Raw genomic sequence first — 26,070 nt, forward strand, 5'->3', positions numbered from 1 at the left:
ACGTGCTACTTCAACCGTGCTTCCGCCGCTTTCAGCATACCTCTAGCATCGACGTACACAGTCGTACCCGCTTTTACCTCTCTAAGCTTGTCTGCGATTCTATGTAGTTGTCTTGCTTGGTCAGGGTTGAGTGCTTTGGCATTATTGGCTGTAGAGTCAAGCAAATAGTTTCGTAGCTGTTGAGCTTCCTTAAAGGCTTGTGCGGATGCTTGCTCTGTTTTCAGCCGAATCTGCACGTAGCTGAAGCGCTTTTCATAATTTGCAAGCAGCGTTTGAGCTTGCCGATAATCGGGGTCTTTAAAGTCAATTGTTTTCAGGCGATCGATCGCGGTTGCCCACTGCTTTTGGTTTTCCTCCCACTCAATTTCGGCATGGGGAACCTTTAAATCCAACTCTTGAGCCGTTTTGGCAAAGATCTTAGCTGCCTCAATTAAGTTACTTGTCTGAGTGCTGCCAAGTGCTAAACCTGATACTTGTTGAAAATCTCGCTCATACGCCATCAATTTCGGTCGTGCCATACGAGCCGCGAGAGTCTGGTCAGGAATTTGGTGAAGCTGATCGATCGCCTGCTGCCACTGGGCAATTGCTGCCTGCTGCTCAGCGGTATTGGGTGCTTCCTGATACTGCTGTTTAGCACTACCCAGCAATTGGTCGGCTTGATTAAGCTGCGTTTGGGCATTCTTTTCCTGAAACAGCTTGGCATCCATCCGGGCAACCTCTTTACGAGCACCTTGAAACTCATCAAGCGTAAAGCGCCAACTGCATTGAAATAAGCCGCAGTACGTCTGTGGATAGTAGCCTAGAAACCAGACAGGTAAAGCATCCAAGCTTTTTTGTGCCGTTTGCACTTTAGTGGTGCCCAGCTCTAAATCGGCGGCGCTGGTAGCTCGATTTACCAGTTGGTCTGCCTGCTCGGTAGTGGCGATCGCCTGCCGATAGTTTTTATCCATGCTGATGAAACTGGGCATCAACACGAGCGGTGCGACTCGCGCTACCGTCCAGCGAATGGGGGGATAGGGCAGGTTGAGTATCCAAACGCCTCCGGCTAGCCCCACGATGCCAACCAATACTGCCGATGCTAGCCGAAACCGATTTGCAGTCGGAGAGGGGCAGTTGGCGCGAACTGCCGCTTTCAAAACCTTTTCGCTAAAGTCGGGAAACAAGTCGACGATCGCGTCCCGCAAGTCTTCCAGCGTCAACGGAGCGCCTGGTTTTGCCTGAAACCGTTCTAGCCGACGCAGGGCAATATCTCGCTGCACCTTCCCAACAGGATCATCAGCACTACAGCGTAAAATTTCAGCTTTGAGAATCTCGAAGGCACGCTGATTAAGACGAGACATAACGTTTATGGAAGAGCCGATTGAATGGTTTGTTAGCCAGTAACTTCATTGCAGGACGATCGATTCCGTCTGCTTCATAACGACATCACAGAGCGTCCAGCTTCGATTACTATTTGGCTTCAGTGTGCCCAAAAGCGTCTGAGTGAACACAAAGCAGTGATCGCTCTCCCCTAGCCGATCTCCCTAGATTGTTTTTGCAAAGCGTCCGGTGTTGCTTGATCAGGCACCATTTGTAGAGACGTTACCCGTCATACCGTTACTTCTGTCTATTTGAGGATTTTGAGTCATTGCTAGTTGGTTAGGCTGCATAGAGAAAGACTCGCAGAGGAGCCAATGCTCATGACGATGGCTGACGATCGAAACTTGGATTTGCAAACGAATGATGCCTTAGACCTGATTCCGGATGCTGAACTTGAAGAGCTTGAGGAAGAGGATCTGGGCGATGCGCCACAAGTGATTACGCAGTCCTATGGTACAGGCGTGCAGGAAATACCTGGCTATGTGGCAGGTGGACGAACAATGGGCGATCGCCAAGGTAATTTCAATGAAGCTGACGCAACGCTAACTGGTGGCGACATCGATGCAAACTACGAGCAAGCAAATGCAGTTGGCGACGAGTCGATTGGTGGTACTGTCAGTACGCCAGACATGGATGTTGTTGATGAACTGGGCGCGGCTGTGGGTTTAGAGATGGACGATCGCGCCTTTCTTCGCACTACCGAGATCTTAGAACAACGCGATGCTCGTCGTTGGGAGCTAGAGCCGTCTTCCTCTGAAGATTACGTTGATCGAAGAGATGAGGAGTAAGGCGATCGGGTATCAGCGAAAACTGGTTGCTACCCCTCGCTGCCAAATTTATGGCTAAACAGCGCAAACGGACTAAGCAAATTGAGCAGTCGGCTCAAGAGCATCTTGGCTATGACGATCTGCGACCGGGGCAGGAAGCAGCCATTCAATCTGTATTAAATCGACAAGATACCCTGGTAGTCATGCCAACGGGATCTGGTAAATCTGCCATTTACCAACTTGCAGCGGTTGAGTTGGCTGGTGCAACAGTGGTGGTTTCACCGCTTATTGCGTTGCAAAAAGACCAGGTGGAGTCGATCGAGAGCCAGGAACTAGGGGGTGCGGCACAGGTTAACTCGACCATTAGCGAGGGCGATCGACAGGAAAGGTTCGATCAATTGAAAGCGGGTGAGCTTGAGTTTATTTTTTTGGCTCCTGAACAGTTGAAAAAACCTGAAACGCTAGCGCAACTCCAGGCAGCAAAACCGTCACTTTTTGTCGTGGATGAAGCCCACTGCGTCACCGAATGGGGACATGACTTTCGTCCCGATTACCGCCGACTGGGAAGCGTGATCGAAGCCTTGGAGCATCCCACTGTGCTGGCACTGACCGCTACAGCCTCGCCGCCTGTACGGCAAGGCATTCTGGAGCAGTTGGGCATGAGAAACGCTCAGGTCATTGTGCAGGGCTTCGATCGCCCCAATCTTTGGTTAGGAGTAGAGCGCTTTGAGGATGACGAGGAAAAACAAGCGGCTCTGGTACAAGGGGTATTAAAGGCAGCAAAACCAGGCATTATTTATGCAGCGACGCGTAAACGAGCCGAGTTACTGGCAACCGCTTTGAGCGATCGTGGCATTACTGCCGTTGCTTACCATGCGGGTTTAAAGCGTCGTGAGCGTGATGAGGCTCAAACCGCTTTTATGGCAGATGACGTTGAAGTGATTGTGGCAACCACTGCCTTTGGCATGGGTATTGATAAACCAAACGTGCGCTTTGTCTTTCATTACGATATCAGTGATTCGATCGACTCTTACTATCAGGAAATTGGTAGAGCCGGACGGGATGGCAACCCAGCCAGCGCCAAGTTATTCTACAACCCTAAAGATTTGAGCCTACGTCGCTTCTTTACGGGCAGTCATCTTGATCTGGATCAACTGGCACAGGTGGCAGTTACCATTCACAAAGCCGACGCACCCATGCTGCTCAAGGATGTACAGCAGGAAGCGCATCTTTCTCAAACGAAGGTGATGACTGCCCTCAATCATTTAGAAGCGACAGGGGTAGTGGAACTGCTGCCAACAGGTGAAGTCGTTGCCTGTGCAGAACCGACTGATTTAAGTGAGGCGTTAGAAGAAGCTGCTCAAGCAGATAAACAGCACCAACAGTTTGAGCGATCGCGTCTGGAAATGATGCGTGGGTATGCGGAAGTTCACGGCTGTCGGCGAGAATACTTACTCAACTACTTTGGCGAAAAAATCGACACTCCCTGCGGCGCTTGCGACAACTGCGACGCTGGCATCACGGTGGAAAAGACCGATCAATTAGAACCCTACCCGCTTGACAGCCGTGTGAAGCACAAAAGTTGGGGTGAAGGTACGGTGATGCGTTACGAAGGAGACAAAGTTGTTATCTTGTTTGATGAAGTTGGTTATAGAACCCTTGAAGTTGGTATGGCGCTTTTAGGTAGGCTTTTACAACGTTTGGAGTGATAGCAACAGGGTCATAGCACGATGGTTTAAGACTGCAATTGGCTCAACATCTTGCTTAAAGTATAGGGATTTACGTTATGACATTGAACCGCCGTCATTTTTTGGGCTTGTTGGGTGCAGGCTCAGGCGCGATCGCTGCCAGTATCTACGCACCTCGTTTTGCTTGGGCTGCTGATCCTGCTGCCAAACCAGCCGCATCAGGTGCTTTTACCTTGCCGCCTCTACCCTATGCCTACAACGCTTTAGAACCTTATATCGATGAACGCACGATGCAGTTCCATCACGACAAGCACCATGCTGCTTACGTTAAAAGCCTTAATGATGCTATTGAGAAGCACCCCGAATTAAAGGGCAAAACTATTGAGGAGCTCATTCGCAACCTCAACGATGTGCCTGAAGACATTCGCACAACCGTTCGTAACAATGGCGGTGGGCATCTTAACCACACCATGTATTGGGAAATTATGGGACCGAAAGCAGGTGGTGAGCCAACTGGAGCGCTTGCTGCCGCTATTCAAAAAGGCTTTGGCAGCTTTGCTGAGTTCAAAAAGCAGTTCAACGAAGCTGGCACAAAACGCTTTGGCAGCGGTTGGGCATGGCTAGTACAGACAAAAGACGGCAAACTCCAAGTTACTAGTACTCCTAATCAAGACAATCCGCTGATAGAAGGACTGTATCCCATCATGGGTAATGACGTTTGGGAACACGCCTATTACCTTGCGTACCAAAATCGCCGTGCTGACTACCTGCAAGCCTGGTGGAATGTCGTTAATTGGAATGCTGTGAGCGATCGCTTTAAACTGGCTAAAGTAAGCAGCCGTTAAGGACGAAAGAGCGGGCGAAACCCTGGTAATCGCAATTTCTTTCGTAATGCTGCTAATCGCGCCTATAATAGCTGATACAGATGAGGCGCATGGGTGAGGTTACCCTCTCATTGGTTGAGGGAAAGGCGATTATGGTCAGCCTCTAGCCCCTTGTTTTGCGGGTATAGTTCAGTGGTAGAACGTCACCTTCCCAAGGTGAATGTCGTCGGTTCGAGTCCGATTACCCGCTTATTCAATGTTTAGAAAGCACCGTCGAAGCTCTACAACCGTTTTTTAAGACCAGGCGGGATGTGCTAGCAGAGAGGCAATTCCGCGCACTCCGCGCAGTTGATTTGATAGTGGCAAATGCCCTTTTGGTGCAGACAACGCCCATGTAAAGCCTTGTGGGTAGCGTGTCCAGAGATTACCCGATCGCCAGCCAATTTTTGACCAAAGCTGATCCCAGTCTTTGCCGACGCTCAGCCAAAGCTCACGCTGGACAGAGAAACCAAAACGACCCTCAGAGTGGGCAAGCCAAAGCGCATTTAAGGTTTGTAGATCGGCGATCGGCAACCGCTCAATTTCTGTAAAGTACAGCCATTTTCGTTGTACAGCCGCAGCACCCACCACTTCGCACATTTTTTGTAAGGTAAGCTGATCAGCCGCTTGAAAGTTTTGTTCAGCCAGAAGTTGTTGCAGTGGCGCGTAGTCGACTTCTGCGGCAGACCGTAGGGGAACCACGCCTTGAGGAAAATGGGTTTGTAGAAAGACTGTTGCTGCTGCTGAACCAGAGCTAAAGAGTACCTGATAAATCGTTCCCACAAGGGGTAAAACGGTATTTTCTGAGGCTTTATTTTCTGAGGCTTTGCTAGTCACGTCGCTTGTCGCAGCCAGTGCAGCAACCGTTGTCTGCTGATATTCTGCAAGAAAGCGCATCAAGGCATCTAAACCAGGCTCACCGACTGCACCCAAATCGCGAACGATTTGCACTTGATTTTTAACGGAGGCAGCTTTCAGTTGCAGGTAAAGGGCGTTTGCAGAGTCTGCATTATCGGTCACGGACATAGCGATCAAGTTGCCAGTCGAATTAGCCATCCTATCCATCAAGTCGCGTACTGCTAAGAGATTACCAAAACATTTGAGAGACTTTTACAGCACTCAAATGTTTGTGCAACACGAAAACACCAGTATAACGTTAGCAGGTCTAAAGACCGTTTTCCAAGTCGCGTGAAGCAGTCAGCAAACGGATCAGTGGTTGACACGACACGCACGGTCAGCGCTTGGTCGCAAAACTGTTGCAGTTAGGTAACGTTGGTAGCCAGAATACGCTTGACGATCGCCGATGTAGAACTGGGCACTTCAATTTGCACTAACTCTATATGACCGCCGTATGCCTGCACAATTGCGGCTTCTGGCAACGTTTCTAGCTTGTAATCGCCACCCTTGACATAGATATCTGGCTGAAGTGAGTCAAGAAGCTGGCTAGCTGTTGTTTCAGCAAAGATCACCACACCATCCACTGCTCTCAGCGCTGCTAGCACTTCCGCCCGCTGCTGCTCTGGCACAATCGGTCGTGGGGGCAGTCCTACAGCCTGTGGTTTGATTGCCTGTACTGAACGATCGCTGTTTAACCCAACTACAAGCGCTTTTCCTAAACTTCTTGCTACCTGTAAGTAGCGCACATGACCAGCATGGATTAAGTCAAAGCAACCATTTGTAAAAACCAACGGTCGCCACCGCTGCGGGTCAGCCGCGATCGTCTGTCTTAGTTCATCTAACGTATAAAGACCAGAAACCATAGGGGAAGATAAACAAAGATGGCAGAGATGTTTTAGCCTTTTTAAAGTTTACCGCTAGCTGTCGTCTCGCAATAAGCTCTCAGTTGGCAACTTGTAGCCCTGCTCAAAGGCAAAACGAACAAGCTGAGAGCGATTTTCTAGCTGCAACTTGCTAAGAATATTGCTGAGGTGAGTTTGCACCGTGCGAGGGCTAACAAAGAGATGATCGCCGATCTGTTTATTAGTAAACCCTTGAATCACCTCCCAAAACACCTTTTCTTCAGCAGGAGTCAACGGCAAGGGCTGAGGCGCTGATGTCCCCTGTCCATTTTGATTAGAATTACTAGCTTCGCGCTGCATGAGCAGCACAATTTCGCTGTGGATACGACGCGATCGCTCCAACTGCGATTCGATCTTTGCCAATAGCTCTCTCGGTTCAAAGGGTTTAATTAAGTAATCATCTGCACCGATCGAATGCCCCTGTACCCGATCTTCTACTTCTCCTTTGCTAGAGAGAAAAATGAAGGGTACGAGCTGTCCAGAACGGGTCGATCGCAAGCGACGGCAAAATTCAAACCCATCCATCTCAGGCATCATGACATCTGAGACCACCAGATCTGGCGGATCTTGCTCAAAGACCAGGAGCGCGTCAACGCCAGACGCGACATCTTGCGTCTGGTAGCCCCGTTTTTCTAGATACCGCGTCAACGCCATTCGCAGCGTTGCATCATCGTCCACCACTAAAATTTTTTTCATCTAGATTCCTACACAGCAGTACGGGGTACAAACACAAAACCGCTTGAGCTTTCTCCACGCACATTGTCCAGTATTGGCTTAAGCACGGTATGAGATGCCTTGAAAACTTGCCAAAAGACCGTTTCAGGTAGAAGCAGCAATCATTTTAGAGCAAGCTGATTGAGAGGCTCTGTGAGACGTAGTTCTTTTAGAGTTAGCTAACTACCCTAGGCTGCTGAGTCGTTTGCCCATTTGTGTGGGCGGCGTTTCACCATTGCTATCATCAAACGACGTCTTTAGGTTAAGCAGGCTGAATTGCTGATAAAGTTCAGCCATTACCTTGTTCCTATCTTAGAGTTCCCAAAGAGTTTGAACAAAGCAAATATAAGATTTAGAACTCATAAAAATAATTTTTTTTAGAGCGTTTAATTTAGAACACAAGATTTAACCCATCAGGCAGAATCGACCACCACTTGGTTTTAGTGATTGATCGTAAGTAGCTAGACTGTGATTACCCTAAACAAACTTGATGCTTATTTTTTAAGTACCTAAACTTACAAACCGCTTTGTGCAGTTCTCTTAGCTATTGCTGTCTCTCCTCACAAAGATAACGACAGGGGGTGTGTTAGTTATACGCTGCTCAACAAGTCCTTAGGTCAAATTCGGTGCAGTCATTTTACGTATGGTAGACGATCGCTCCAGCGCAGTCAGATGGACTACAAACCTGCCTAGCCGTTGGGCTATTCTAACCACAGCAGTGCAGCTAAACGATGCTGTTAATGCACGTTGTCTGGTTAATGCCATTCAGCCGCTGCTTGTTTGCGCTGGTGCGCCGCTACATAAATACAGGAGTAACTGTAAATGACCTATGAAAAGATTGCACCCCCTACCACGGGTGCCAAAATTACGTTTCAAAACGGTGAACCAATTGTTCCTGATAATCCCATCATTCCCTACATTCGTGGGGATGGCACGGGTATTGACCTCTGGCCCGCTTCTCAGCTTGTTTTTGATGCAGCCGTAGAAAAAGCGTATGGCGGTAAGCGCCAGATTAGCTGGTTCAAAATTTTTGTGGGTGATGAAGCTTGTGATACCTACGGCACATATCAGTACCTACCAGACGATTCGCTGGCAGCAATCAAAGAGTATGGAGTCGCGATTAAAGGACCGTTGACCACACCGATCGGTGGCGGCATTCGATCGCTCAACGTGGCGCTTCGCCAGATTTTTGACCTGTATGCCTGTGTACGTCCCTGCAAATACTATGCGGGTACACCGTCACCTCATCGCACGCCCGAAAAGCTGGATGTCATTATTTACCGTGAAAATACTGAAGATATCTACCTGGGCATCGAATGGAAGCAAGGGAGCGAAACCGCTGATCGCCTGATCAAGCTCCTTAATGAAGATCTGATTCCCGGCACCCCCGAACACGGCAAGAAACAAATCCCTTTGGACGCAGGCATTGGCATTAAGCCCATCAGCAAAAAAGGCTCTCAGCGGTTAGTGCGCCGCGCCATGAAACACGCTTTGCGTCTGCCCAAGGCAAAGCAAATGGTCACGCTTGTCCACAAGGGCAACATTATGAAGTACACCGAAGGTGCCTTTCGCGACTGGGGTTACGAATTGGTGACCTCTGAGTTTCGTGCTGAATGTGTAACTGAGCGCGAATCCTGGATTTTAGGTAACAAGGAGCGCCAACCAGACATCACGCTTGAAGAAAACGCGCGTCAAATCGATCCAGGTTACAACGCGCTGACGGCTGATAAGAAGGAAAAAATCTGTGCCGAGGTGAAAGAAGTTCTGGAAGCAATCTGGGAGACGCACGGTAACGGGCGGTGGAAAGAAAAAATAATGGTGAACGATCGCATTGCCGACAGCATCTTTCAGCAAATTCAGACGCGACCCGATGAATACTCCATCCTGGCAACCATGAACCTGAATGGCGATTATTTATCTGATGCGGCAGCGGCGATCGTCGGCGGGCTCGGTATGGGACCCGGAGCCAACATCGGCGACGAGTGCGCCATCTTTGAAGCCACCCACGGCACTGCTCCTAAACACGCTGGGCTCGATCGCGTTAATCCCGGTTCCCTGCTTCTATCTGGGGTCATGATGCTCGAATATATGGGCTGGCAAGAAGCGGCAGATCTGATTACTAAAGGTCTTAGTGCTGCGATCGCCAACCGCGAAGTTACCTATGACCTTGCCCGCATGATGGAACCGCCTGTTGAGCCACCGCTAAAGTGTTCAGAATTTGCTAAAGCAATTATTCAGCACTTTTAGAGGAAGTGGAGGAGGCAGAGGGGGCAAGGGGAGGTGAAGGAAGCATTCTGAGTTTTGTGCCCCTGCACCCCCTGCTCTCTTGCACTTCTTGCTCTGCCATAGTTTCTTTATCGGCTAATACGAACCAACAAAATACCGCCAAAGACTAATCCAATGAGCGTTGGTAGCCAGCCAGCCAAAAAGGAGGAGAGAATATCAAATTGGTAGAGGGCTTCGCAAATGCTGATGAAGAGGTAGTAGGACACAATCAACACCAGGCTAATACCGAAGCTAGTGCCACGACCAACGCCTCGACGGGGCTGGGTGCCTAACGTTGCACCGACCAAACCAAAGACTAGGCAGGCGAACGGAAACGCCATTTTTTGATCAATCCGCAGCGTCAATTTGCGAATTTCCTTCTGGTTACCTGTCTGGTTCATCAGGCTCAAGTATTGCCGGATTTGAGCAATATTCATCTCGCCAGGGTCGAGCGAGGTCTGAGCAATGTCAAGCGGTGTCCGTGGCAGTTGAATCTGCTGTTGGACGAAACGAATGATATTACGGTAAGAGCCATCCGGCGCAACGACATAGATAGTGCCATTGAAGAAATCCCAAGTTTTCTGGTCAGTGTTCCAGAGGGCAGATTCGGAAGCAACGATTTGATTCAGTCCATCTTGCGAGAAGTCCAGAATAGTTAGCCCCTTCATGCGCTGACCATCAAATTGCTTGGCGTAAAAAATGCGAGACAGCTCGCTTCCGCGACCACCATCCGGTAGGCTAACGTCTCGATACTCCTGATAGAAAATATTTTGCTCCTGAAACGATGGCTCTTTTCTATTCAACGCTGTATCGAGCGTTTCGGATGCTTGTCGGTTCGCTGCTGGGACGATCGCTTCATTAAACGCGAACGTAATGCCCGTGACAATTAAGCCCATGATGATCGCAGGTGCAATCAGACGATAGATGCTGACTCCACAACTTCGGAGCGCCACTAGCTCACTATCGCTCGAAAGCCGACCATATACCGTCAAGCATGACAGCAGCATCGACATAGGAAACGATAGACCAATAAAGTAAGGCAGCTTGAGCAAAAATACCTGCACTGCAATAGACACAGGCAATCCTGCTTCTGTCACCCGCCGTACTAGATCAAACAACACGCCGATCGCAACTCCGATCGAGGAAAACGCGCCAACCCCAAACAAAAACGGCATGATGAGTTCGCTAGCAATGTAGCGATCCATCACCGAGAAGAGCGACGGGATCCGACCAAATGGTTTTATGGGCGGCAGTTTTGTAGTGGATAGAGAAGCCATAGGTGATTAGGGAATGGGGCGTTGGGCGCTGGGCGTTGGGCGTTAGAAGTTGAGGTGGAAGGGTGAAAGAGTAAGGGTATGAAAAAAGCAAGTAGAAACGCCTCTCACTTAAAACCTTATCCTTCAGCTCTCATTCTTCATCCTTTTACTCCTCATCCACTCCTTACCGCTTCTAGGGCTGAAAACTATCGCCCAAATAATACTGTCGAACGAGTTGATTGCTGTAGAGCTCTTCAGAGCTACCAGAAGCCAGGATTTGACCGTCTCGCATAATGTAAGAGCGATCGGTAATTGCCAGTGTTTCCCGAACGTTGTGGTCAGTAATGAGGATGCCGATCTGGCGATCGCGCAGGGCAGCTACGATTTGTTGAATTTCGGCAACGGCGATCGGATCAACGCCAGCAAACGGTTCATCCAGCAGCAAAAACTTTGGGCCACTGCGTCCAGCCGCCAAGGCTCGTGCAAGTTCTGTGCGTCGCCGCTCTCCACCAGAAACTTGAGAGCCTTTGGTATCAGCAACCTTTTCGAGCCGAAATTCCTTCAGCAGATAGCTCAGTCGCTCTTGCCATTCTTGGCGGGGGACTTGAGACTGCTCCATCACAAGAAGAATATTTTCCTGTACGGTCAAATAGCGAAAAATGCTGGCTTCTTGCGCCAGATAGCCGATGCCCAGCCGTGCGCGTCGATGCAGCGGCAGTGCAGTAATTTCCGTATCGTTTAGCCACACTCGACCTTGATTTGGCTTCTCTAGCCCTGTAGCCATGTAAAATGTTGTCGTTTTGCCCGCACCGTTAGGACCCAATAGCCCTACAATCTCTCCTTGAGAAACAGAAAGGCTGACGCGGCTGACTACAACCCGCGCACCGTAGGATTTATGAACATTCTCAAGCGCAATCTTCAACCGTCCACTCCTGGCTGTGCTGGGCAAAAAACACAAGGCTATCGACGATTTTATCGTGTATCAGTCGTCACTAGGTTAGGGCGAACCAGGAGATAACGGGCGAGAGAGCGGCGGCGCTAAATCTGATTGTGTCCGTGGCAGTGCAGGCACAGCAGGCGTAAACTGCGGTTGGTTGACAAACGGTGCAGGGTTCGCAGTAGGGACAGGCGCTGCGGTCGCATTCGGAACAAGGTAAATTGACTCGACCTGCTTGGGCGCATCTGGCAGTGCCAAGAACTTGCCCTCGTCAATCAAATAGGTGACTGTTTCACCTCTCAAACTGTTGCCCTGCTGCAAGACGTAAACATTGCCACTCAGCACAATTCGCCGTTCGCGGCTGTAGTATTGCGCTTGCGCCGATGTTGCCTGGATTTGTCGTGCTGGATAGTTAATCTGCACATTGCCACGTGCTGTAATAACTCCCGTTCTAGAGTTTGCTTCCTGCACGTCCGATCGCAGTGTCAGCGATTGGTTTGCCCCTGTTTGTGCCCTAGCAGGCGGACTAACCAGAAAAAGATTCACGAAACTGTCGAAGACGAGGGCAGTCGCCAACGCAGCCGGAAGGAGAGCCGCTAGCTTGAGCAGTTTGAACGGAGTGCGCGGCGATCGGAGAGAAGAAGTCATGAGGCAAAAAACTCAGCAGTAGGGCTAAAAACGGACGCTTACGGCGGTTGCAGATGCTTTACGTAGTCTACCCAATCTTGCTTCGGCTGAAGCGAATTCTTCTAGACAGAATCATGGTTGAGTGCCGCTCTAGAGGATCTGAGACTGATTATCCCTGCAAGAAGTTTCATCGATCGCTAGCTTGGCTGAACGCAAGACGCTACGACTGCCCTTGATCGACTGTTTGCAGAGTAGGGAACGTAAGAAGCTGGGGATCAGCGCCAGATTGGGCTTCAGCTAGATCAGGCTCCGGTTGCAGTAGCTCTAGTTGCTGCATCACAGCAATAGCCTGGTCAGGTCCTGCCTGCTGAAGCGTGGTCAGAATGTGAGCGCTCTGCGCCAGAAATTGCTCTACGTTGATCGTCCCGTAGCTTGGCTGATAGCCGCGCAGACGATTGATGCCTTCGCCCAGCAAAATGACAGCCCCACGCCAGTTTTGATTGCCTAAATGATAGAACGCAACCGCCACCTGCAAAATGCCCTGGTAAAACTTCTTGTCAGGCTCAGTCGCCTCAATCCACAGTGCCTCAAGGGTGTCATGGCAAGCATAAAACTCCTGCTGGTTAAATTGCTCAACCCCGTGCCAGAACTCGTCTGGTAATATCTCGTCTGTTAAGGCGTTGCTCAAGGTTTTCATCCGATTGTGGTGGCGCGTTAGAAAAGCGGTCAGCCTTCAGCGGTCAGTAGTGAATGTAAGAGTGTTGTTGGCTAAAGAGCAAAAGTCTATGCCCCAACCGGTCTACGCTTGACAGCTGATTGCTTGCTGACGGCTATTACTTGCAACTCTAGCGCTGGATCGGGTGAATGGAGCTAGCTTTCAACAGTTGACGTTCAGTGGGATCAAGTGCCACCTGATCTAGCACGGAGAGCCGAAGCGCTCGCAGCCGCGTGGTGCTGCGAACTGGAGTAAAAGCCGTTTTTAGTACGTCATACCAGAGGTTTGCCTGAGCATACAGCTTGGCGCGATCGAGGTGATCGCGAGACCGTGCCAATTGGGTCTTCAACCCTGCTTGTAGCGGCACTACTTCGATTGTGGCTTCAGCAAAAAGATTGCTAGAAGGGCGGCTTGGGTTGCAGACGAGTTCAACCTGCCAGCGGTAGCGCTTACCCACTGTCAACTCAGGCAGCCCATCATTTGCTGACAGCACCATGATGCCAGGGGCACTTCGCAGGCGCTCGTCCTTAATTGCTTGCACCAGTACAAAGCGATCGCCGTCCTGCTCATACAGCCTGAATTCCAACGGCACAGGTGCAGCATCACGTACAAACCAGGCAAAGGTCGGGCGTGGCGAAACCGTTTTTCCTGATTGCCCATTAGGTGTGATCAGGATCAGTGCAGGTACATTAGCGGCAGGACGTGTGTTGCTACCACAGCCTCTGCCGCCCGATGATCTGCCGCTTGACGGTGCTTTATCGTCATCTGCTAGAGCGATCGCAGGCATAAAGCACAGCCCCGCGACTATACCGGCTAGTAACTTGGTGACAATTTGTTGTTGCTTGAGAAGCGCTGAAGCGAGGTGATTCATGGCTCTCCAAAAAAGCTAGGACTCAAAAACTCTTAAGACCATTAAAGCCTTTTACGTAGGTATTGCATTGACTCAAACAGGTGAGAAAGCCGCCAGGAGCGGGAGCTACGCCATATTAGTTCACATACTACGCCGTGGGGTGTATGAGGATGACGTTGAAAACGACCTCTCAGCGATCGCGCTAATTCTCTCGCCTGAGCGGTACCACGTCCTTCTCTAGCGCTGTCAGATGCGGCGCGATCGAAAGCAGCTAGCTCCTTGCCGTTGTCAATCACCCGCAAAGTATAGCAATCTTTCTCTTGACGGCAAATAACGTCTAGACAGCTCGCAGCAACCGCGTGATTGCCAACATTGCATAATGCTTCCTGCAAAAAAAGGCAGAGCGCTTGCTTTTGATCGGTAGAAAGAGTGCAGTGTTTGAGCAACGTAAAGTCTGGTGGGATAAAAGTATGAATAGAGCTAAACCCTGGCAAGTCACGCTTTAAAGTGTCTTCATAGACCTGATAGAGCAACGCATCAATGGGGGTTTGGGCATAGCGTTGATCGCCTGTTACTATTGCCTGCTGCATTGATTCGTACACTGATCGCAGTTCTTGATTGAGATTTTGCAGTTGCGATCGCACAGTTTCAGCTGGCAAATCGTCTACACTGCGTAGCATGGCTGCCAGCGTTTGTAGGGGACCGTTATGCACCGCATCGTAGGTACGCTTGAGCGTCAGGCTTCGCTGTTCTAGTAATAGTCGAGAATCACGGTCAAACAGGGCGGTGGTTAGTCCTGCTGCACTCAACGCCAGCAACGATGGCACCACAGGTAACCACCAACTGAGGAGGATGCCGCCATAGGCGATCGCCACCAGGCACATGCTGCCGATCGCTAGACCCAAAAGCGTTTTCCAGGGTGATTGCAACAGCAGACCGAGAGCAGTGCCAAGCAACCCCCACAGCAAAATCCAGGCATATTCCCAGCCTTCTGCCCAGGTATGTAGCAAGGGACGCTGGTCTAGCACAGCACTAATAAGTTGGCTAATCGCATGGGCATGATTTTCAATGCCGTAGAGCAACTGATACTCGTCAGTGCTGCCTGTTGCCTCGCTGAGCAAGCTGCCCTTAAGAGCATCGGTCATAATGGTGTCGTTAAGGCTGTGAGAAGCAGTTACGCCTACCAGGACGATGCGATCGCGCATTAGCTCTGGTTTGACTCTGCCTTGCAGCACATCCATCATCGAAACAACTGGAAAGGGGGCTGGATGGCTGCGAAAGTTGATTAACAGTTGGTTGCCTCCCGCCCTGGCTCTCACGTAGCCGCCCGTATAGGCACGAAAGCGCGGCAAAGTAGTTGTGCCAAGTCGAATCAGGTCGCTAGCACGGGTGCCGTGTTGCAGGGCAATGCCTTTTGTCTTGAGGTAGCCTGCCGCCAACAACAGTGGTAACGAATATTTCACAGTGCCAGAATCCACCTTGCTTGCCAGCAGACAGCGCCGCAGCTTGCCATCCGGGTCAAGAATAATATCAGCTAGCCCGACTTGTGTGGGGGGCAACTCCGGAGGCGGTTTGACTTTGAGCGTAGCGACTGAACTCACATCTGCTTCAATGCCAATTAAGTTAGGGCTAGCTCTCAAAAGCTGCGCCAGCTCAGCCCGATCGGGATCGGTGGTGATATCGCGAAACAGATCAAGCCCCATGACTGCTGGCTGATAGCCTTGGATCGCTTTGAGAAGTGTTGCCAACTCGCGATCGGGGATCGGGTACTTTCCCACCCGGCGAATGTCTTCTTCATTGATGCCAACAATGACAACCCGCGAGTCTGGTGCTTCTAAAGGACGCGATCGTAGAGCGCGATCGAACGCTGTCCATTCCAACCGTTGTAGTGAACCAGTCATCCGGGCACCTGCGACCAGCCCAATCACTAGCAATCCTGGCAGTAACCCCACTCGCCAAACCCTAATGTGCTGACCAATCTGCGTCCAGAATCTAGCATTCACTTTAATTTCCATGTAAGCAAAGAGGGGCTAGGCTTTGATAATGTGTGACGACGAACAGATAGCTTGCACGGTAGACCCTGAAGGAAGACTGATTCACCACTGCGGTAATGAGCTTAGGGCATTCGCACTCAAGGGGAGGGAGGGGCATTGCCCAATAGCCACCGCCTCAACTTAATAAACCGAGTTTACGAGCCGCGATCGCAATTTGAATCCGCAGATCCTTATCGGGTTCATCATAAATACCCAGAGCATCTTGCAACCTCACCCAGTAGTTGCGAATCGTGCGATCGCTTACCTGCATCCGCTCGGCGATCGCCTTATCGGTCAGTCCCTCCTGAAACTTCAGCGTGAGTACCTCCAGCCATTTGCGGTCAAACTCCGATCGGGCACGCAGTTCCGGTGGCAAGTAGATCGAACCACGGAGTGCAAAATCGACTAGTCGAATCATCTCCCGAATCGGCGATGACTTGTCCATAGCTGCAAACCCACCTTCGTAGGCGTTGATCATGGGCTTAAGCTGCACCAACGGTTTGATGTTGGTACTGACCACCAAAAGATTGGGTGCCAGCTTACTTTCGATTAGCAGCTTTAGAAACTCGATGCCCACGTCGGCACTAGCAGGCGCGTAGGGTTTTGGAGGCACGCTTAAGTCCAGCAAAACCAGGGTGGGATGGTAATAGCCGATTTGGGTCTGAGCCGTTTGAATATCCTGAGCCGTGAAAATTTCGACTGTGGGATAGGCGCGCTTGAGGGCAGGGACGGTGCCTTCCAGAATCGCTTCATGGTCATCAATTACTAGAAAGGTGTGGGTCGGGTCCGTAGACGCACGTTGACTCATTGCTTACACCTACATAACTGCTGTCTCATAGCGTGGCTCATGACTATCAGCAAATGCTACCAGCAACGAGAATGAGGATGCAGTAATCTTTTTTAGATCCGCTTTCAGTTTGCTCCAAGGCTGGCTCTCGATCGCTTGTACCAGCGTACTTTTGCTAAAAGCTTTGAGACTGCTTTAACAATGTATGCAGGTCGTGAAGCGATGCAGGCCCCTTAACGGCTTCAAGATGCTAGGTTTTGATAGTCGTGAATGCTTGAGACTGTTCTGGCATCCAGTGCTTTGACATCAGTTATTAGTAGATATTGATAGAATCATGGGCTGTAGGCAAAACGCAGTGATCGAGCGATCGCTGCCCTAGTCAACAAACTTTCAGCCTAGGCTTTTCAGTCAGAAAGCTTTCCTGTAATCTAATTGGTCTGCCAACTAAGCGACGATGCTCTGTCAGAAAAACGTATGTCGGAAAAAGTAATTGTGCGTCAGCAAACCCCTCTCCTCATAAGCCTGGTGCTGCTCCTGGGGCTGTGCCTGCCACAAGGGGTAGCAGCACAAGCCCGTAAAAATCTAAACGATGATCGGGTGACAGAACTGCTAGCGGAAGGACGCAAGCTCGTTGATGCTGGCAGGCTGCCTGATGCGATCGCCGTCTACCAACAAGCAGCAGCACTCGATAGCCAAAATCCGCGCATTTTCTCAGGTATTGGCTTTCTGGAAGCCAACCAAGGGCGCTTTCGCGAGGCAGTTTCAGCTTATCAACAGGCGATCGCCCTTGATCCCAAAAACGCTGATTTTTACTATGCGCTTGGCTTTAGCGAAGCCAATCTCGGCAACAATGGTGCAGCGATCGCGGCTTACCGTCAGGCGACGCTCTTTAATCCTCGCCACATGAATGCCCAAATTGGTTTAGGTGTAGTGCTGACCCGCGAGAAAAACTACGGCGAGGCACTGCGGGTGACCCAGCGGGCGATCACGTTAGAACCTCGTAACTACAGACCCTATGAACTCATGGGCAACTTGCTGCTGCAACAAGAACGACCGCAAGATGCCGTTAAGCCTTTGTTGCAGGCGGCTCAGCTCGCTCCCCGGCAGGCTAGCATTCAGGTTAGCCTAGGAACCGCCCTACTCGACGAAGGCAATCTCGAACGAGGTGTTGCAAGGCTGGAATACGCCGAGCAACTTGAACCGCGCAACGCGACGCTTCAGTTGCAGATCGCCAAAATTTTGCAAGCTAAAGGGCAGTACAACCGCGCTCTAAAGTCCTACCAGCGGGCACTCTTTCTCAAAGCCGATCTTGTAGAAGCGCAGGTTGCGATTGGTGATATTTACATGGAGAAGCAAGACTATTTTTCGGCAGCCGTTGCTTACCGTCAATATACGGCTGCTGCACCGCAAAACCCCGAGGCGTATTACAAGCTTGGCAAAGCACTGAAAAACCGCGATCGCAAAGACGACGCGCGTACAGCACTGGAGCAAGCAAAACGACTCTATAAAGACCAGGGCAAGCAAGATGGTGTGAGGGCTGTTGACCTCCTGTTGAGAGAGCTAAAGCAGAAAAAGGGCTGACGATCGACAGAGTGTAGACTAACGCTTCCCTTACTCCTTCCCCCGTTGGCGCAGGATAAACTCCGCGATCGCCAAATCCATCGGTGTTGTCACCTTCAAGTTGCTCTCTTCCCCTGGCACAACGGTCACAGGCAAGCCGCATTGCTCAAATAATGCCGCATCATCAGTCACTTCCCAGCCCTGGCGAATGCCTTCATCATGACAACGCGTTAGTGGCTCTACTGCAAAGCCCTGAGGAGTTTGGGCTGCCCAAAGCTGACGGCGATCAGGTGTGCTGGCAATCAACTGCGTCGCGGGTGTCACTACTTTGATCGTGTCTTTTACTGGCACCGCAGCAATGAGACCGGGAGAGCGAAGAAGAGCAGCCGCGCAGCGCTCGATTAACTCAGGCGTAACCAAACACCGAGCGCCATCATGAATCAACACACGCTCTGCCACAACTGGTAATGCCTGCAAGCCCTTGTAGACCGATTCCTGACGAGTGGTTCCCCCTGGAATCCAGTGAACGCACTTCGTCATCCCCAGGCTGATCACAATTTCCTTGAAGTCAGGAAAATCGTCTGGCTGACCAATAATGCCAACCCACCGCACCGATCGTGATGCTTTGATTGCAGCCAGTGTCCAAGCAAGGACTGGCTTGTCCAACAGGGGAAGCAGCAGCTTGTTGCGACTACTGCCCATACGGCGACCGGATCCGGCGGCTGGAATCAAGAGATACACGGCAGACCTCTAAGGTTGAGCGTTCATTGGTCGTGACTTCAACAGCATTTCAGAAAGACAGGCTTTTAGGAATGAACTTTCAGGAAAGGGCTTTCAGGAAAGGGCTTTCAGGAAGGTAAGCGAACGGTGGTACTCTTACAGAGATGAGTGAGTCAGCGTATGAGGTTAAGACACCGTTAGATGCAGCATAGCCATGACATAGTAAGCGATCGCCAGGAGGCAGGAAAAGGTGCTGAAAGAAAAGGTGCTGAAATTTGGCTGCTGATGGCTCAACTAGAGTCTGGTTTGCTGAAGCTGCCTTCACGCCTTAGCGTTTCAAATTATGCGCGTATGGTGACGTGCAAGACGCAAAACTTTCCGGTTTCTTCACGTAAAATTAAGAGCGAATTAGCGTAAAGAATTATTATGCGAATTGTAGCCCTCGTCCCCGGTGGAATTGGCGATCAACTTCTATTTTTTCCAACCCTGGACGATTTGAAGCAAGCCCATCCTAATGCTCTGATTGATGTCGTGGTTGAACCGAGGGCAAAAGATGCTTATCGGGTTTGCAAATCGGTGCACAGCACAATTTTGTTTGATTTTAAAGGGCGCAACAGTCTGGCAGATTTAGGCAATCTTCTGGGTGTTATTCGCGAACGTGAGTACGATTTGGTGCTTTCGTTGGGGCAACGCTGGGCAGTTGGCTTACTCCTGTGGTTGACTGGCATTCCCAATCGGGTTGGTTATGCTGGCAGCGCTGGCGAATTCTTTCTCACCCGTGCCGTTCCCCTCAAGCAAAATCAGTACGCGGCTCAGATGTACCACGATCTGCTGCAAGGAGTAGATATCCATAAGCCTTGCCCTGAGATGGCGATTAGCGTTCCTGTCAAAGATCTTGACTGGGCAGAGGGTGAAGCCAAGCGTTTGGGCATTCAAAGCAGTGGCTATGTGCTGATTCATGGCGGGTCTAGCCAGCTAGCAAAAGAGAAGGGCATCGACAAAATTTATCCTATCGAAAGCTGGAAAGGCATCATTCAAGACTTTGAGCACCGACAGCCCGACCTACCGATCGTCATCGTTCAAGGTCCTGATGATGCCGAATTTGTGGCTGCGCTGCTACAAACAAGCCCTAAACTGAAAGTCACTGCGCCTGCTGATGTGGGCAAGCTGGCAGCGATGATCGCGGCAGCAAACTTAATGCTGTGTACCGATAGCGCTCCGATGCATCTGGCAGTGGCTGTAAAAACCTACACAGTGGCGCTCTTTGGTCCTACCGAGCCTAAAAAACTGCTGCCTGAAAGCAACCGCTTTATCGGCATCAAATCGCTGACTGGCAAGATGTCTGACATTTCGCCGCAAACCGTGTTGGAGAAAGTTTGGAGCAGTTAGGGCGTGACAAGACGAGCCGTTTTTCTCGATCGTGATGGGGTGCTCAATCAAGAAGTGGGCTACATCCACCAGGTTGAAGACCTGCACTTGATGCCGGGCGTTGCACAGGCAGTCAGGCGCTTAAACCAGGCAGGTTTGTTTTGCTGTCTGGTGTCCAATCAATCAGGTCCGGCTAGAGGCTACTATCCAGCCAGCCATGTCGATGCCTTACATGATCGCCTCTGCCATTTACTTAAAACTGAGGCAGGTGCAAAACTGGATGCCCTCTATTATTGCCCGTCTTTAAGCGCCCCCGAAGGCGGCATTGAGCCAGAGTATACCCGCTGGAGCACTTGGCGAAAACCCAATACAGGCATGCTGGTAGCGGCTGCCTGGGAACACGATCTAGACCTTAGTCAGAGCTTTATGGTGGGCGACAAAGCAACGGATGTTGATATGGCGCACAACGCAGGCTGTGTTGGCATTTTGGTGCAAACAGGCTTTGGCGATCGTGTCCTCAGCGGCAAGTACCAGCACTCTACCCAGCCAGACTTCACCGCGACCGATCTTTCCATCGCAGTAGACTGGCTGTTGCAACAAGTAGCCGTCAGCAACTAACGTTAGCCACACACTTTTTTCACATCGGGACGCTGGCTAACGCCATCCCACCACGTTCGCAGTTTCGGCGTTTGAGCGGTAACTGTCTCAAACTCTGGCGTTTTTGAGAGATAGATAAAGATAGGAATGAGATAAAAATCAGCAATGCCCACGTCACTACCGAGAAGATAGGGGCTGCCAACTACTAGCGACTCGATCGCCTCTAGCGCTGTTTTGGCAGGTGCAACAGCATTTGCTATCAGAGCTTCATCTGGCTTGCCACCCTGGTTAGGCACAATTAAACGCTGAATCACAATTGTGCTGATTGCGTTTGCATAAAGATAACTATCAATGATGGAGATGATTTGACGCATCCGCGCCTGGGCAAGCGGCTCTGATGGGCTAAATTTGCGATCGGCAAGCGTTGCATCCAGGTATTCGACGATCGCATTTGTTTCGTACAGCAACGTCCCATCAACCTCCAGCGTCGGTACCTTCCCAAACGGATTTTTGGCTAAGTACTCTGCCGACTGGCTTTCGCCATTAAAGATATCCACACTTTTAAGGTCATAGTCTGCACCAATGCCCTCAAGCAGCAACCGAGTGGTACGAACGTAAGTGCTAATGGGCGTACCGTAAACTGTAAGCTTTGCCATGTTGTGTCAATACCTGAGCGAACGATGAACATTATGAGGATACTCGTTGTTATAGCGATCGCCTCAACTAAAAACCGCATGACATCTCGCTAGCCCAGCGTTGCGTGGATTAGCTTCTATCGGTGGGCACGCCTACATGTTAGAACAGGCACGAAAGAGCTAAAACGGTACAACCAACGATGCGCCTAGCAAAAGAACCGCGATCGTATCCACAATGCCGTGAATGGTGATGGATGCCCACAAGCGATTTGTTTCACCAAAAGCAAGCGCGTAGAACATAGAAGCCAGGGTTGCCAGCGCTGCATAAATCGCTTTGTACTGGAAGGGCGAGAGCGCGATGCCTGCACCCGGCTCATTGCCAATGTGGCAAAGACCAAAAATGATAGAACCAATGACAGCGGAGAGTAGAACAAGCCGTTTGCGATCGCGTTGCAGTGGCGATCGTGCTTGAATCTGATCGCGAATGAACACCATTAGCCCTGATCGAAACAAAATTTCCTCAAAAAGACCCACTCGAAAGCCAAACAGAATGGCATAGCTCAGAAAAAAGAGAACAGAGTGAGCGATCGTTGGCAAATTAAACGTAGAAGCTTGAGGTTGTGTAAATCTAAGCAAAAGCGCCAGCGGCACCAGAATTAAAGCCGCCGCTAAAATAGCTTTAACTGTGTAGAAAACGTCAGCTTTACGAATTTGAAAGCTGTAGCCAAAGTGTTCTCGTCCTAACCTGGTGCCAAAAATAACGACAAGGACGAAAAGAGTTAAACCAATAAATGGTCCAAAGCTGAAAAACGGTCTAGAAAAGCAAAACAAACTTAGCAGACAAGCCCCAGTTAAAAGCAGATCAAACACCGTCATGCGGGTTGCCGAGGGGGTGACGAGCGGTGATACTAGCAAAATAGCAATTAAAATATAGGCAAGCCCAATAAAATAGCCTGAATATTCTGCTTTAAACGCAGTTGAAATCAGTGATGTGTGGACAAGACTGAAGTAAATAAAGTTGGCAACCAGCAGAAAAGTAAGCTGACTATTTTGCTTGATCGTTGAGAGTAATGTCGGTGGCTTGAAGCCGTGTGGCTTGCGATCGCGTAGTCCCAGCATCACAAACGGCAGCCTCAACACCACAAAAGCGCCCAGCAAAAACAAAATAACGTTGAGCCAAAAAGAATCCTGAATGATTAAGCGATCGAATTGGTTAAGCCAGCCAAACCGAGCCGGATTTAAACCAAGTAATTTGACTACGCTAATATAAACTCCAAGCAACAAGCAGGTAGCTGTTTGAAACCAAAGTCCGCTATTTCTTAACAGCACTCGTCTAGCAAGTTCTGCCCCTTCATAGGTTGCCAAAAATAAGATTGGCAAAGCCGCAAAAACCACAAATGATGTCGCTTCAACCAACTTTTCCGTAAGCGTCCAAGGTTTACTGCTAAAGCCCAAACGAATGACGATCGCGCTAAACCAAAGAACACAGCCAATCACCGCAAATGCCAGTTCGCCATTGCCGCTGTAGCGTTTTGGTACAGCAAACTCGCAGCGGTTCGTTAAAAAGCCCAGATTCATTAATTGATCACAAATTAACTTTGAAATCATAACACTCTGCTTTTTATACCAGTAGTGAGAGTGCAGGACGGATCGGTGGCGTAAGACTTGGTAGCATAAGCTGTCATGCTTAGGTGTGTAAGCACGAGAACGGGATGCAAGCAATAAAAAAGTGGCTGACACAGCGAGAGAACAAGCAACTGGTGAGCCTTCTCGTAGGCGGCTTTTTGCTGCGGAGTGCGATCGCCCTTTGGCTGCCAGTCGGTTTTGATGAAGGCTACTACTACCTCTACAGTCTCCATCCAGACTGGAGCTATTTTGACCATCCGCTGCTAGTAGCACTGACCACAGGCTTTGGTCCCTTGTTGACCCATACTGTGTCCCCCTTCACCATTCGGTTAGGATCGCTGCTGCTACATACAGGATCGCTGCTGTTGCTGTACTTGACCAGTGTGCGGCTGTTTTCCAGGCAAGCAGCAATCCTCACGCTGGCGATCGCCACCCTCATCCCCATCTTTCAACTCGGCTTCGGTGTATTGACGTTGCCAGACAGCCCACTGATGTTCTTCTGGACGGCAACTTTATATGTGGCAGTTTGCGAGTTTTTTGATCAGCAAGAAGATAAGGAATCGCAGCAACCTAGAGAGGCAGACCACTCTCTCCCCCTGCTGCCCCCTTACTTCTCTCCCTACCGTCCCACCTATCGACTCGCGATCGTCGGTCTACTCATTGGACTTGCCTGCTTAAGCAAATATTACGGACTGGCACTTGGTTTCGGACTCATTGGTTTCTGCCTTACCAGCCCACGTTACCGTTTGGCGCTGCTTTCGCCCTGGACATTGGCAAGCCTGGGGCTGTTTACGCTAGCAGTTCTACCGATCGTCATTTGGAATGCTCAGCACGACTGGGTTTCACTGCGGTTTCAGTCTGGGCGGGCAGTTCCCGATCGTGGATATAGTGTCCTTGATCTGCTGGTTACTTTTCTTGTGGGCGTGGGTTATTTGTTTCCAACCTTCGGCTTTCCGCTCTGGTGGGTCAGCGGTAAAGCAGCGATCGAATTGATCAACCGAAGAAGATCCGTGAAAACGCAGAAGCGTAGGAGAGCAGAGGCGCAGGGGAGCAGGGAAAGCAAGAGCAAAGAAACCGGAAGCTACGCCTTAGCCCTCTCCCCTCTCCCCTCTCCCAAAACTGCCTTCCTCCTCTGGCTGTCCCTACCGCTGATGCTGACCTTTACCTTTATGGGTGGGTATCGAGCGATTCTGCCAACCTGGGCAATGCCAGGGTTTTGGAGTGCCACACTCTTACTAGGACAGCAGGCAGTTAGTTGGCAACAGCGATCGCCCAAAGTTATCAAACATTGGTTATGGGGTTCAGGCTGGGTAGTCACCAGTGTGCTGCTGCTGCTGCTGCTGCATCTAACGCTTGGCACGCTACAAAAACCGAGCCGTTATGCCCTCCTTGGCGGGTTTTTGACTCCCAGCAATGATGCGTCTACGCAGTTGATTGACATCCAGCAACTGCGACAGGGTTTTGCGTCTCCCTTACTGACTGCAGCTATGAGCCAAGCCAATTTTGTGTTTACTAATGACCTGTTTCTCGCAGGACAGGTGGGGATGGCGATCGCACCGCTTCAGCCCAAACCAATTACCTGCTTCGATCAAGACTTGCGCGGTTTTGCTTTCTGGTCAACGCCCGATCAATGGGTAGGGCAGGATGGCTTGCTGGTCACATCAGCCTCGCAGTCAAGCAGAACGGTTAAACAATATCAGGCATACTTTCAGACGATCCAAAAGGTTGCGGATCTGCCGATTCGTCGTGGTGGGGCGATCGTTCAGGTGGTCGAAGTGTATCAATGCCAACGCTTACTCAAACCCTACCCACGACCCTACGGGCAGAGCTAGTTGATTCAGCCAAGAATAAGGGGTGTGGAGAAGCTGTTTTTAGCAGCATCCCCCAGAAAACATAGCGATCGTCTGCGTGGCTTTGTTGCTGTCATGCAGGGACTCAGGCACTCGCTCCTATCTCTTTCTCTTTTTGCAATAAACCAGTTCTGATGCTTTTAGGATGCTTTGCTATCGTACTCTGTTTCCTGCGGCACAAGTGGCTCTCCCTCCTGAGATACTGTTAAGCAACTGTTACTTTGTGTTTCACTCGCAGTATTAGTGAGCGGTGATATGCCTTCAAATGATCCGATACAGTCCAAGATTCAGTTGAAGCGCTCCGCTTTACGCCCCTGTTAATGCACTAAGCGAGGTCTGGATGAATACTGACTTGTCTACTAACGATTTAAAAAATAACGTCAACGGAGCGATCGTAACAGGCGTGCTGCTCATACTGCTGGGTGCTGCCGCGATCGCCTTTCCCTTTTTTAGTACACTTGCTGCTGAAAGCTGGATCGCCTGGATTATTCTTTTCAGCGGTATCTCTAAGCTAACTTATGCGTATCAGACGCGGCAGCAAGAGGGGTTTGTCTGGCAGCTTTTACTGGGTCTTCTTTACATCGGTACGGCAGTGCTGCTGCTGGTCTATCCGCTACAGGGAGTCTTAACGCTGACACTGGCTCTAGGCGCTTTTCTGCTTACAGAAGGCGTTTTCGAGATTGTTTATGCGTTCAAACGACGCTCACAGCCTAACTGGGTTTGGTCGTTGGCAAATGGCATTACAACACTAGTTTTGGGCGGTCTGATTTGGTTTGAGTGGCCCCTAAATGGTCCCTTTGCGATCGGGCTACTGGTCGGTATTAGCATCGTCTTTACAGGTACTTCTAGAATCCTGCTAGCGCTTGCTGCTCGTTCTGGCTTGAATGACGCGCAAACAACCTAAGACGTTACGCAGAAACTCTGTACCAGCCTTGTAGATGATTCGATGGGTGGAGGGGCGATGTTTTTATGCTGCCATTGCCTCTTTGCGCCATCATCAAACAGTGATTCTAATAAGCAGTACTAGGGGCGATCGTTAATGGGGCAACCCTTA

At 50.3% G+C, this 26,070-nt stretch carries 23 protein-coding genes and 1 tRNA gene; 10 read left to right on the forward strand and 14 right to left on the reverse strand.

From position 1 onward, the window contains the following. Nucleotides 1–5: 5 nt before the first annotated feature. Nucleotides 6–1,340, reverse strand: a complete 1,335-nt coding sequence (locus H6F76_RS12215; protein WP_190508505.1) for a hypothetical protein — start codon at nucleotides 1,338–1,340, stop codon at nucleotides 6–8. A 339-nt stretch (nucleotides 1,341–1,679) separates the two neighbouring features. Between H6F76_RS12215 and H6F76_RS12220 the strand changes: the two genes are divergently transcribed. The 4 genes from H6F76_RS12220 to H6F76_RS12235 all read left to right on the forward strand — a co-directional run bounded on the left by H6F76_RS12220 (nucleotide 1,680) and on the right by H6F76_RS12235 (nucleotide 4,888). After that, on the forward strand, nucleotides 1,680–2,147 hold the full coding sequence (locus H6F76_RS12220) for a DUF6335 family protein (RefSeq protein WP_242036623.1): 468 nt from the start codon (nucleotides 1,680–1,682) through the stop codon (nucleotides 2,145–2,147). A gap of 50 nt (nucleotides 2,148–2,197) precedes the next feature. Further along, the gene (locus H6F76_RS12225) at nucleotides 2,198–3,835 is read left to right on the forward strand and encodes an ATP-dependent DNA helicase RecQ (RefSeq protein ID WP_190508507.1); all 1,638 of its coding nucleotides are present in this window, start codon (nucleotides 2,198–2,200) and stop codon (nucleotides 3,833–3,835) included. Between the two features lie 77 nt (nucleotides 3,836–3,912). After that, complete coding sequence (locus H6F76_RS12230; RefSeq protein WP_190508509.1) at nucleotides 3,913–4,659, forward strand: superoxide dismutase; 747 nt, start codon at nucleotides 3,913–3,915, stop codon at nucleotides 4,657–4,659. Between the two features lie 157 nt (nucleotides 4,660–4,816). Further along, nucleotides 4,817–4,888: transfer RNA gene (locus H6F76_RS12235), tRNA-Gly, on the forward strand. Nucleotides 4,889–4,932: 44 nt separating this feature from the next. Here H6F76_RS12235 and H6F76_RS12240 read toward each other — a convergent pair. The 3 genes from H6F76_RS12240 to H6F76_RS12250 all read right to left on the reverse strand — a co-directional run bounded on the left by H6F76_RS12240 (nucleotide 4,933) and on the right by H6F76_RS12250 (nucleotide 7,172). Beyond that, nucleotides 4,933–5,703 (reverse strand): GUN4 domain-containing protein, encoded by a 771-nt coding sequence (locus tag H6F76_RS12240; protein ID WP_190508980.1) that lies wholly within the window; start codon nucleotides 5,701–5,703, stop codon nucleotides 4,933–4,935. A 236-nt stretch (nucleotides 5,704–5,939) separates the two neighbouring features. Continuing rightward, nucleotides 5,940–6,437, reverse strand: coding sequence for a D-glycero-beta-D-manno-heptose 1-phosphate adenylyltransferase (gene rfaE2 / locus H6F76_RS12245; RefSeq protein WP_190508511.1), 498 nt, complete (start codon nucleotides 6,435–6,437; stop codon nucleotides 5,940–5,942). A 54-nt stretch (nucleotides 6,438–6,491) separates the two neighbouring features. After that, nucleotides 6,492–7,172 (reverse strand): response regulator transcription factor, encoded by a 681-nt coding sequence (locus H6F76_RS12250; protein ID WP_190455147.1) that lies wholly within the window; start codon nucleotides 7,170–7,172, stop codon nucleotides 6,492–6,494. 840 nt (nucleotides 7,173–8,012) lie between these two features. On the opposite strand from H6F76_RS12250, the gene H6F76_RS12255 reads away from it, so the two are divergent. Beyond that, a complete protein-coding gene (locus H6F76_RS12255; RefSeq protein ID WP_190508513.1) occupies nucleotides 8,013–9,437 on the forward strand; it encodes an NADP-dependent isocitrate dehydrogenase in 1,425 nt (474 codons plus the stop codon). Between the two features lie 107 nt (nucleotides 9,438–9,544). Here H6F76_RS12255 and H6F76_RS12260 read toward each other — a convergent pair whose 3' ends face one another. From H6F76_RS12260 to H6F76_RS12290, 7 genes are all read right to left on the reverse strand, one after another. Next, nucleotides 9,545–10,660, reverse strand: coding sequence for an LptF/LptG family permease (locus H6F76_RS12260; RefSeq protein WP_190508983.1), 1,116 nt, complete (start codon nucleotides 10,658–10,660; stop codon nucleotides 9,545–9,547). Nucleotides 10,661–10,904: 244 nt separating this feature from the next. Continuing rightward, the gene (gene lptB / locus H6F76_RS12265) at nucleotides 10,905–11,633 is read right to left on the reverse strand and encodes an LPS export ABC transporter ATP-binding protein (protein WP_190455153.1); all 729 of its coding nucleotides are present in this window, start codon (nucleotides 11,631–11,633) and stop codon (nucleotides 10,905–10,907) included. A gap of 75 nt (nucleotides 11,634–11,708) precedes the next feature. Then, the gene (locus H6F76_RS12270; protein WP_190508515.1) at nucleotides 11,709–12,296 is read right to left on the reverse strand and encodes an LptA/OstA family protein; all 588 of its coding nucleotides are present in this window, start codon (nucleotides 12,294–12,296) and stop codon (nucleotides 11,709–11,711) included. A 199-nt stretch (nucleotides 12,297–12,495) separates the two neighbouring features. Beyond that, nucleotides 12,496–12,972, reverse strand: a complete 477-nt coding sequence (locus tag H6F76_RS12275; protein WP_190508518.1) for a DUF309 domain-containing protein — start codon at nucleotides 12,970–12,972, stop codon at nucleotides 12,496–12,498. Between the two features lie 148 nt (nucleotides 12,973–13,120). Beyond that, entirely contained in the window at nucleotides 13,121–13,861 is a 741-nt protein-coding gene (locus H6F76_RS12280) for a DUF928 domain-containing protein (RefSeq protein WP_190508520.1), read from the reverse strand. Between the two features lie 41 nt (nucleotides 13,862–13,902). Continuing rightward, nucleotides 13,903–15,843 carry a CHASE2 domain-containing protein gene (locus tag H6F76_RS12285; RefSeq protein WP_190508523.1) on the reverse strand — a complete coding sequence of 647 codons (1,941 nt, stop codon included), beginning with the start codon at nucleotides 15,841–15,843 and terminating at the stop codon, nucleotides 13,903–13,905. 166 nt (nucleotides 15,844–16,009) lie between these two features. Beyond that, nucleotides 16,010–16,681, reverse strand: coding sequence for a response regulator transcription factor (locus H6F76_RS12290; RefSeq protein ID WP_190508524.1), 672 nt, complete (start codon nucleotides 16,679–16,681; stop codon nucleotides 16,010–16,012). Between the two features lie 453 nt (nucleotides 16,682–17,134). Here H6F76_RS12290 and H6F76_RS12295 point away from each other — a divergent pair, with 453 nt between their 5' ends. Next, nucleotides 17,135–18,241 carry a tetratricopeptide repeat protein gene (locus H6F76_RS12295; RefSeq protein WP_199322063.1) on the forward strand — a complete coding sequence of 369 codons (1,107 nt, stop codon included), beginning with the start codon at nucleotides 17,135–17,137 and terminating at the stop codon, nucleotides 18,239–18,241. Between the two features lie 30 nt (nucleotides 18,242–18,271). Here the strand turns inward: H6F76_RS12295 and ispD are convergent, their stop codons facing one another. Then, nucleotides 18,272–18,961: a 2-C-methyl-D-erythritol 4-phosphate cytidylyltransferase gene (gene ispD, locus H6F76_RS12300; RefSeq protein WP_190508526.1), complete on the reverse strand. Its 690-nt coding sequence runs from the start codon at nucleotides 18,959–18,961 to the stop codon at nucleotides 18,272–18,274. Between the two features lie 405 nt (nucleotides 18,962–19,366). On the opposite strand from ispD, the gene H6F76_RS12305 reads away from it, so the two are divergent. Both H6F76_RS12305 and H6F76_RS12310 read left to right on the forward strand, forming a co-directional pair. Next, on the forward strand, nucleotides 19,367–20,329 hold the full coding sequence (locus tag H6F76_RS12305) for a glycosyltransferase family 9 protein (protein ID WP_190508528.1): 963 nt from the start codon (nucleotides 19,367–19,369) through the stop codon (nucleotides 20,327–20,329). Between the two features lie 3 nt (nucleotides 20,330–20,332). Next, nucleotides 20,333–20,926: an HAD-IIIA family hydrolase gene (locus tag H6F76_RS12310; protein ID WP_190508529.1), complete on the forward strand. Its 594-nt coding sequence runs from the start codon at nucleotides 20,333–20,335 to the stop codon at nucleotides 20,924–20,926. Between the two features lie 2 nt (nucleotides 20,927–20,928). Here the strand turns inward: H6F76_RS12310 and H6F76_RS12315 are convergent, their stop codons facing one another. Both H6F76_RS12315 and H6F76_RS12320 read right to left on the reverse strand, forming a co-directional pair. Next, nucleotides 20,929–21,561, reverse strand: coding sequence for a glutathione S-transferase family protein (locus H6F76_RS12315; RefSeq protein ID WP_190508531.1), 633 nt, complete (start codon nucleotides 21,559–21,561; stop codon nucleotides 20,929–20,931). A gap of 159 nt (nucleotides 21,562–21,720) precedes the next feature. Beyond that, nucleotides 21,721–23,148, reverse strand: coding sequence for a CPBP family intramembrane glutamic endopeptidase (locus H6F76_RS12320; protein WP_190508533.1), 1,428 nt, complete (start codon nucleotides 23,146–23,148; stop codon nucleotides 21,721–21,723). A gap of 104 nt (nucleotides 23,149–23,252) precedes the next feature. Here H6F76_RS12320 and H6F76_RS12325 point away from each other — a divergent pair, with 104 nt between their 5' ends. Both H6F76_RS12325 and H6F76_RS12330 read left to right on the forward strand, forming a co-directional pair. Further along, nucleotides 23,253–24,998, forward strand: a complete 1,746-nt coding sequence (locus H6F76_RS12325) for a glycosyltransferase family 39 protein (protein ID WP_190508535.1) — start codon at nucleotides 23,253–23,255, stop codon at nucleotides 24,996–24,998. A 358-nt stretch (nucleotides 24,999–25,356) separates the two neighbouring features. Beyond that, a complete protein-coding gene (locus H6F76_RS12330; protein WP_190455192.1) occupies nucleotides 25,357–25,920 on the forward strand; it encodes an HdeD family acid-resistance protein in 564 nt (187 codons plus the stop codon). Nucleotides 25,921–26,070: the final 150 nt, after the last annotated feature.

It is taken from the genome of Leptolyngbya sp. FACHB-321 (assembly GCF_014695975.1).
In the GTDB taxonomy this organism is placed as follows: domain Bacteria; phylum Cyanobacteriota; class Cyanobacteriia; order Leptolyngbyales; family Leptolyngbyaceae; genus Stenomitos.

Coding starts and splice junctions, on each gene's coding strand:
- H6F76_RS12215 (WP_190508505.1), bottom strand. CDS start 1,340: ATGTCTCGTCTTAATCAGCGTGCCTTCGAGATTCTCAAAGCTGAAATT.
- H6F76_RS12220 (WP_242036623.1), top strand. CDS start 1,680: ATGACGATGGCTGACGATCGAAACTTGGATTTGCAAACGAATGATGCC.
- H6F76_RS12225 (WP_190508507.1), top strand. CDS start 2,198: ATGGCTAAACAGCGCAAACGGACTAAGCAAATTGAGCAGTCGGCTCAA.
- H6F76_RS12230 (WP_190508509.1), top strand. CDS start 3,913: ATGACATTGAACCGCCGTCATTTTTTGGGCTTGTTGGGTGCAGGCTCA.
- H6F76_RS12240 (WP_190508980.1), bottom strand. CDS start 5,703: ATGTCCGTGACCGATAATGCAGACTCTGCAAACGCCCTTTACCTGCAA.
- rfaE2 (WP_190508511.1), bottom strand. CDS start 6,437: ATGGTTTCTGGTCTTTATACGTTAGATGAACTAAGACAGACGATCGCG.
- H6F76_RS12250 (WP_190455147.1), bottom strand. CDS start 7,172: ATGAAAAAAATTTTAGTGGTGGACGATGATGCAACGCTGCGAATGGCG.
- H6F76_RS12255 (WP_190508513.1), top strand. CDS start 8,013: ATGACCTATGAAAAGATTGCACCCCCTACCACGGGTGCCAAAATTACG.
- H6F76_RS12260 (WP_190508983.1), bottom strand. CDS start 10,660: ATGGATCGCTACATTGCTAGCGAACTCATCATGCCGTTTTTGTTTGGG.
- H6F76_RS12270 (WP_190508515.1), bottom strand. CDS start 12,296: ATGACTTCTTCTCTCCGATCGCCGCGCACTCCGTTCAAACTGCTCAAG.
- H6F76_RS12275 (WP_190508518.1), bottom strand. CDS start 12,972: ATGAAAACCTTGAGCAACGCCTTAACAGACGAGATATTACCAGACGAG.
- H6F76_RS12280 (WP_190508520.1), bottom strand. CDS start 13,861: ATGAATCACCTCGCTTCAGCGCTTCTCAAGCAACAACAAATTGTCACC.
- H6F76_RS12290 (WP_190508524.1), bottom strand. CDS start 16,681: ATGAGTCAACGTGCGTCTACGGACCCGACCCACACCTTTCTAGTAATT.
- H6F76_RS12295 (WP_199322063.1), top strand. CDS start 17,135: ATGTCGGAAAAAGTAATTGTGCGTCAGCAAACCCCTCTCCTCATAAGC.
- H6F76_RS12305 (WP_190508528.1), top strand. CDS start 19,367: ATGCGAATTGTAGCCCTCGTCCCCGGTGGAATTGGCGATCAACTTCTA.
- H6F76_RS12315 (WP_190508531.1), bottom strand. CDS start 21,561: ATGGCAAAGCTTACAGTTTACGGTACGCCCATTAGCACTTACGTTCGT.
- H6F76_RS12320 (WP_190508533.1), bottom strand. CDS start 23,148: ATGATTTCAAAGTTAATTTGTGATCAATTAATGAATCTGGGCTTTTTA.
- H6F76_RS12325 (WP_190508535.1), top strand. CDS start 23,253: ATGCAAGCAATAAAAAAGTGGCTGACACAGCGAGAGAACAAGCAACTG.
- H6F76_RS12330 (WP_190455192.1), top strand. CDS start 25,357: ATGAATACTGACTTGTCTACTAACGATTTAAAAAATAACGTCAACGGA.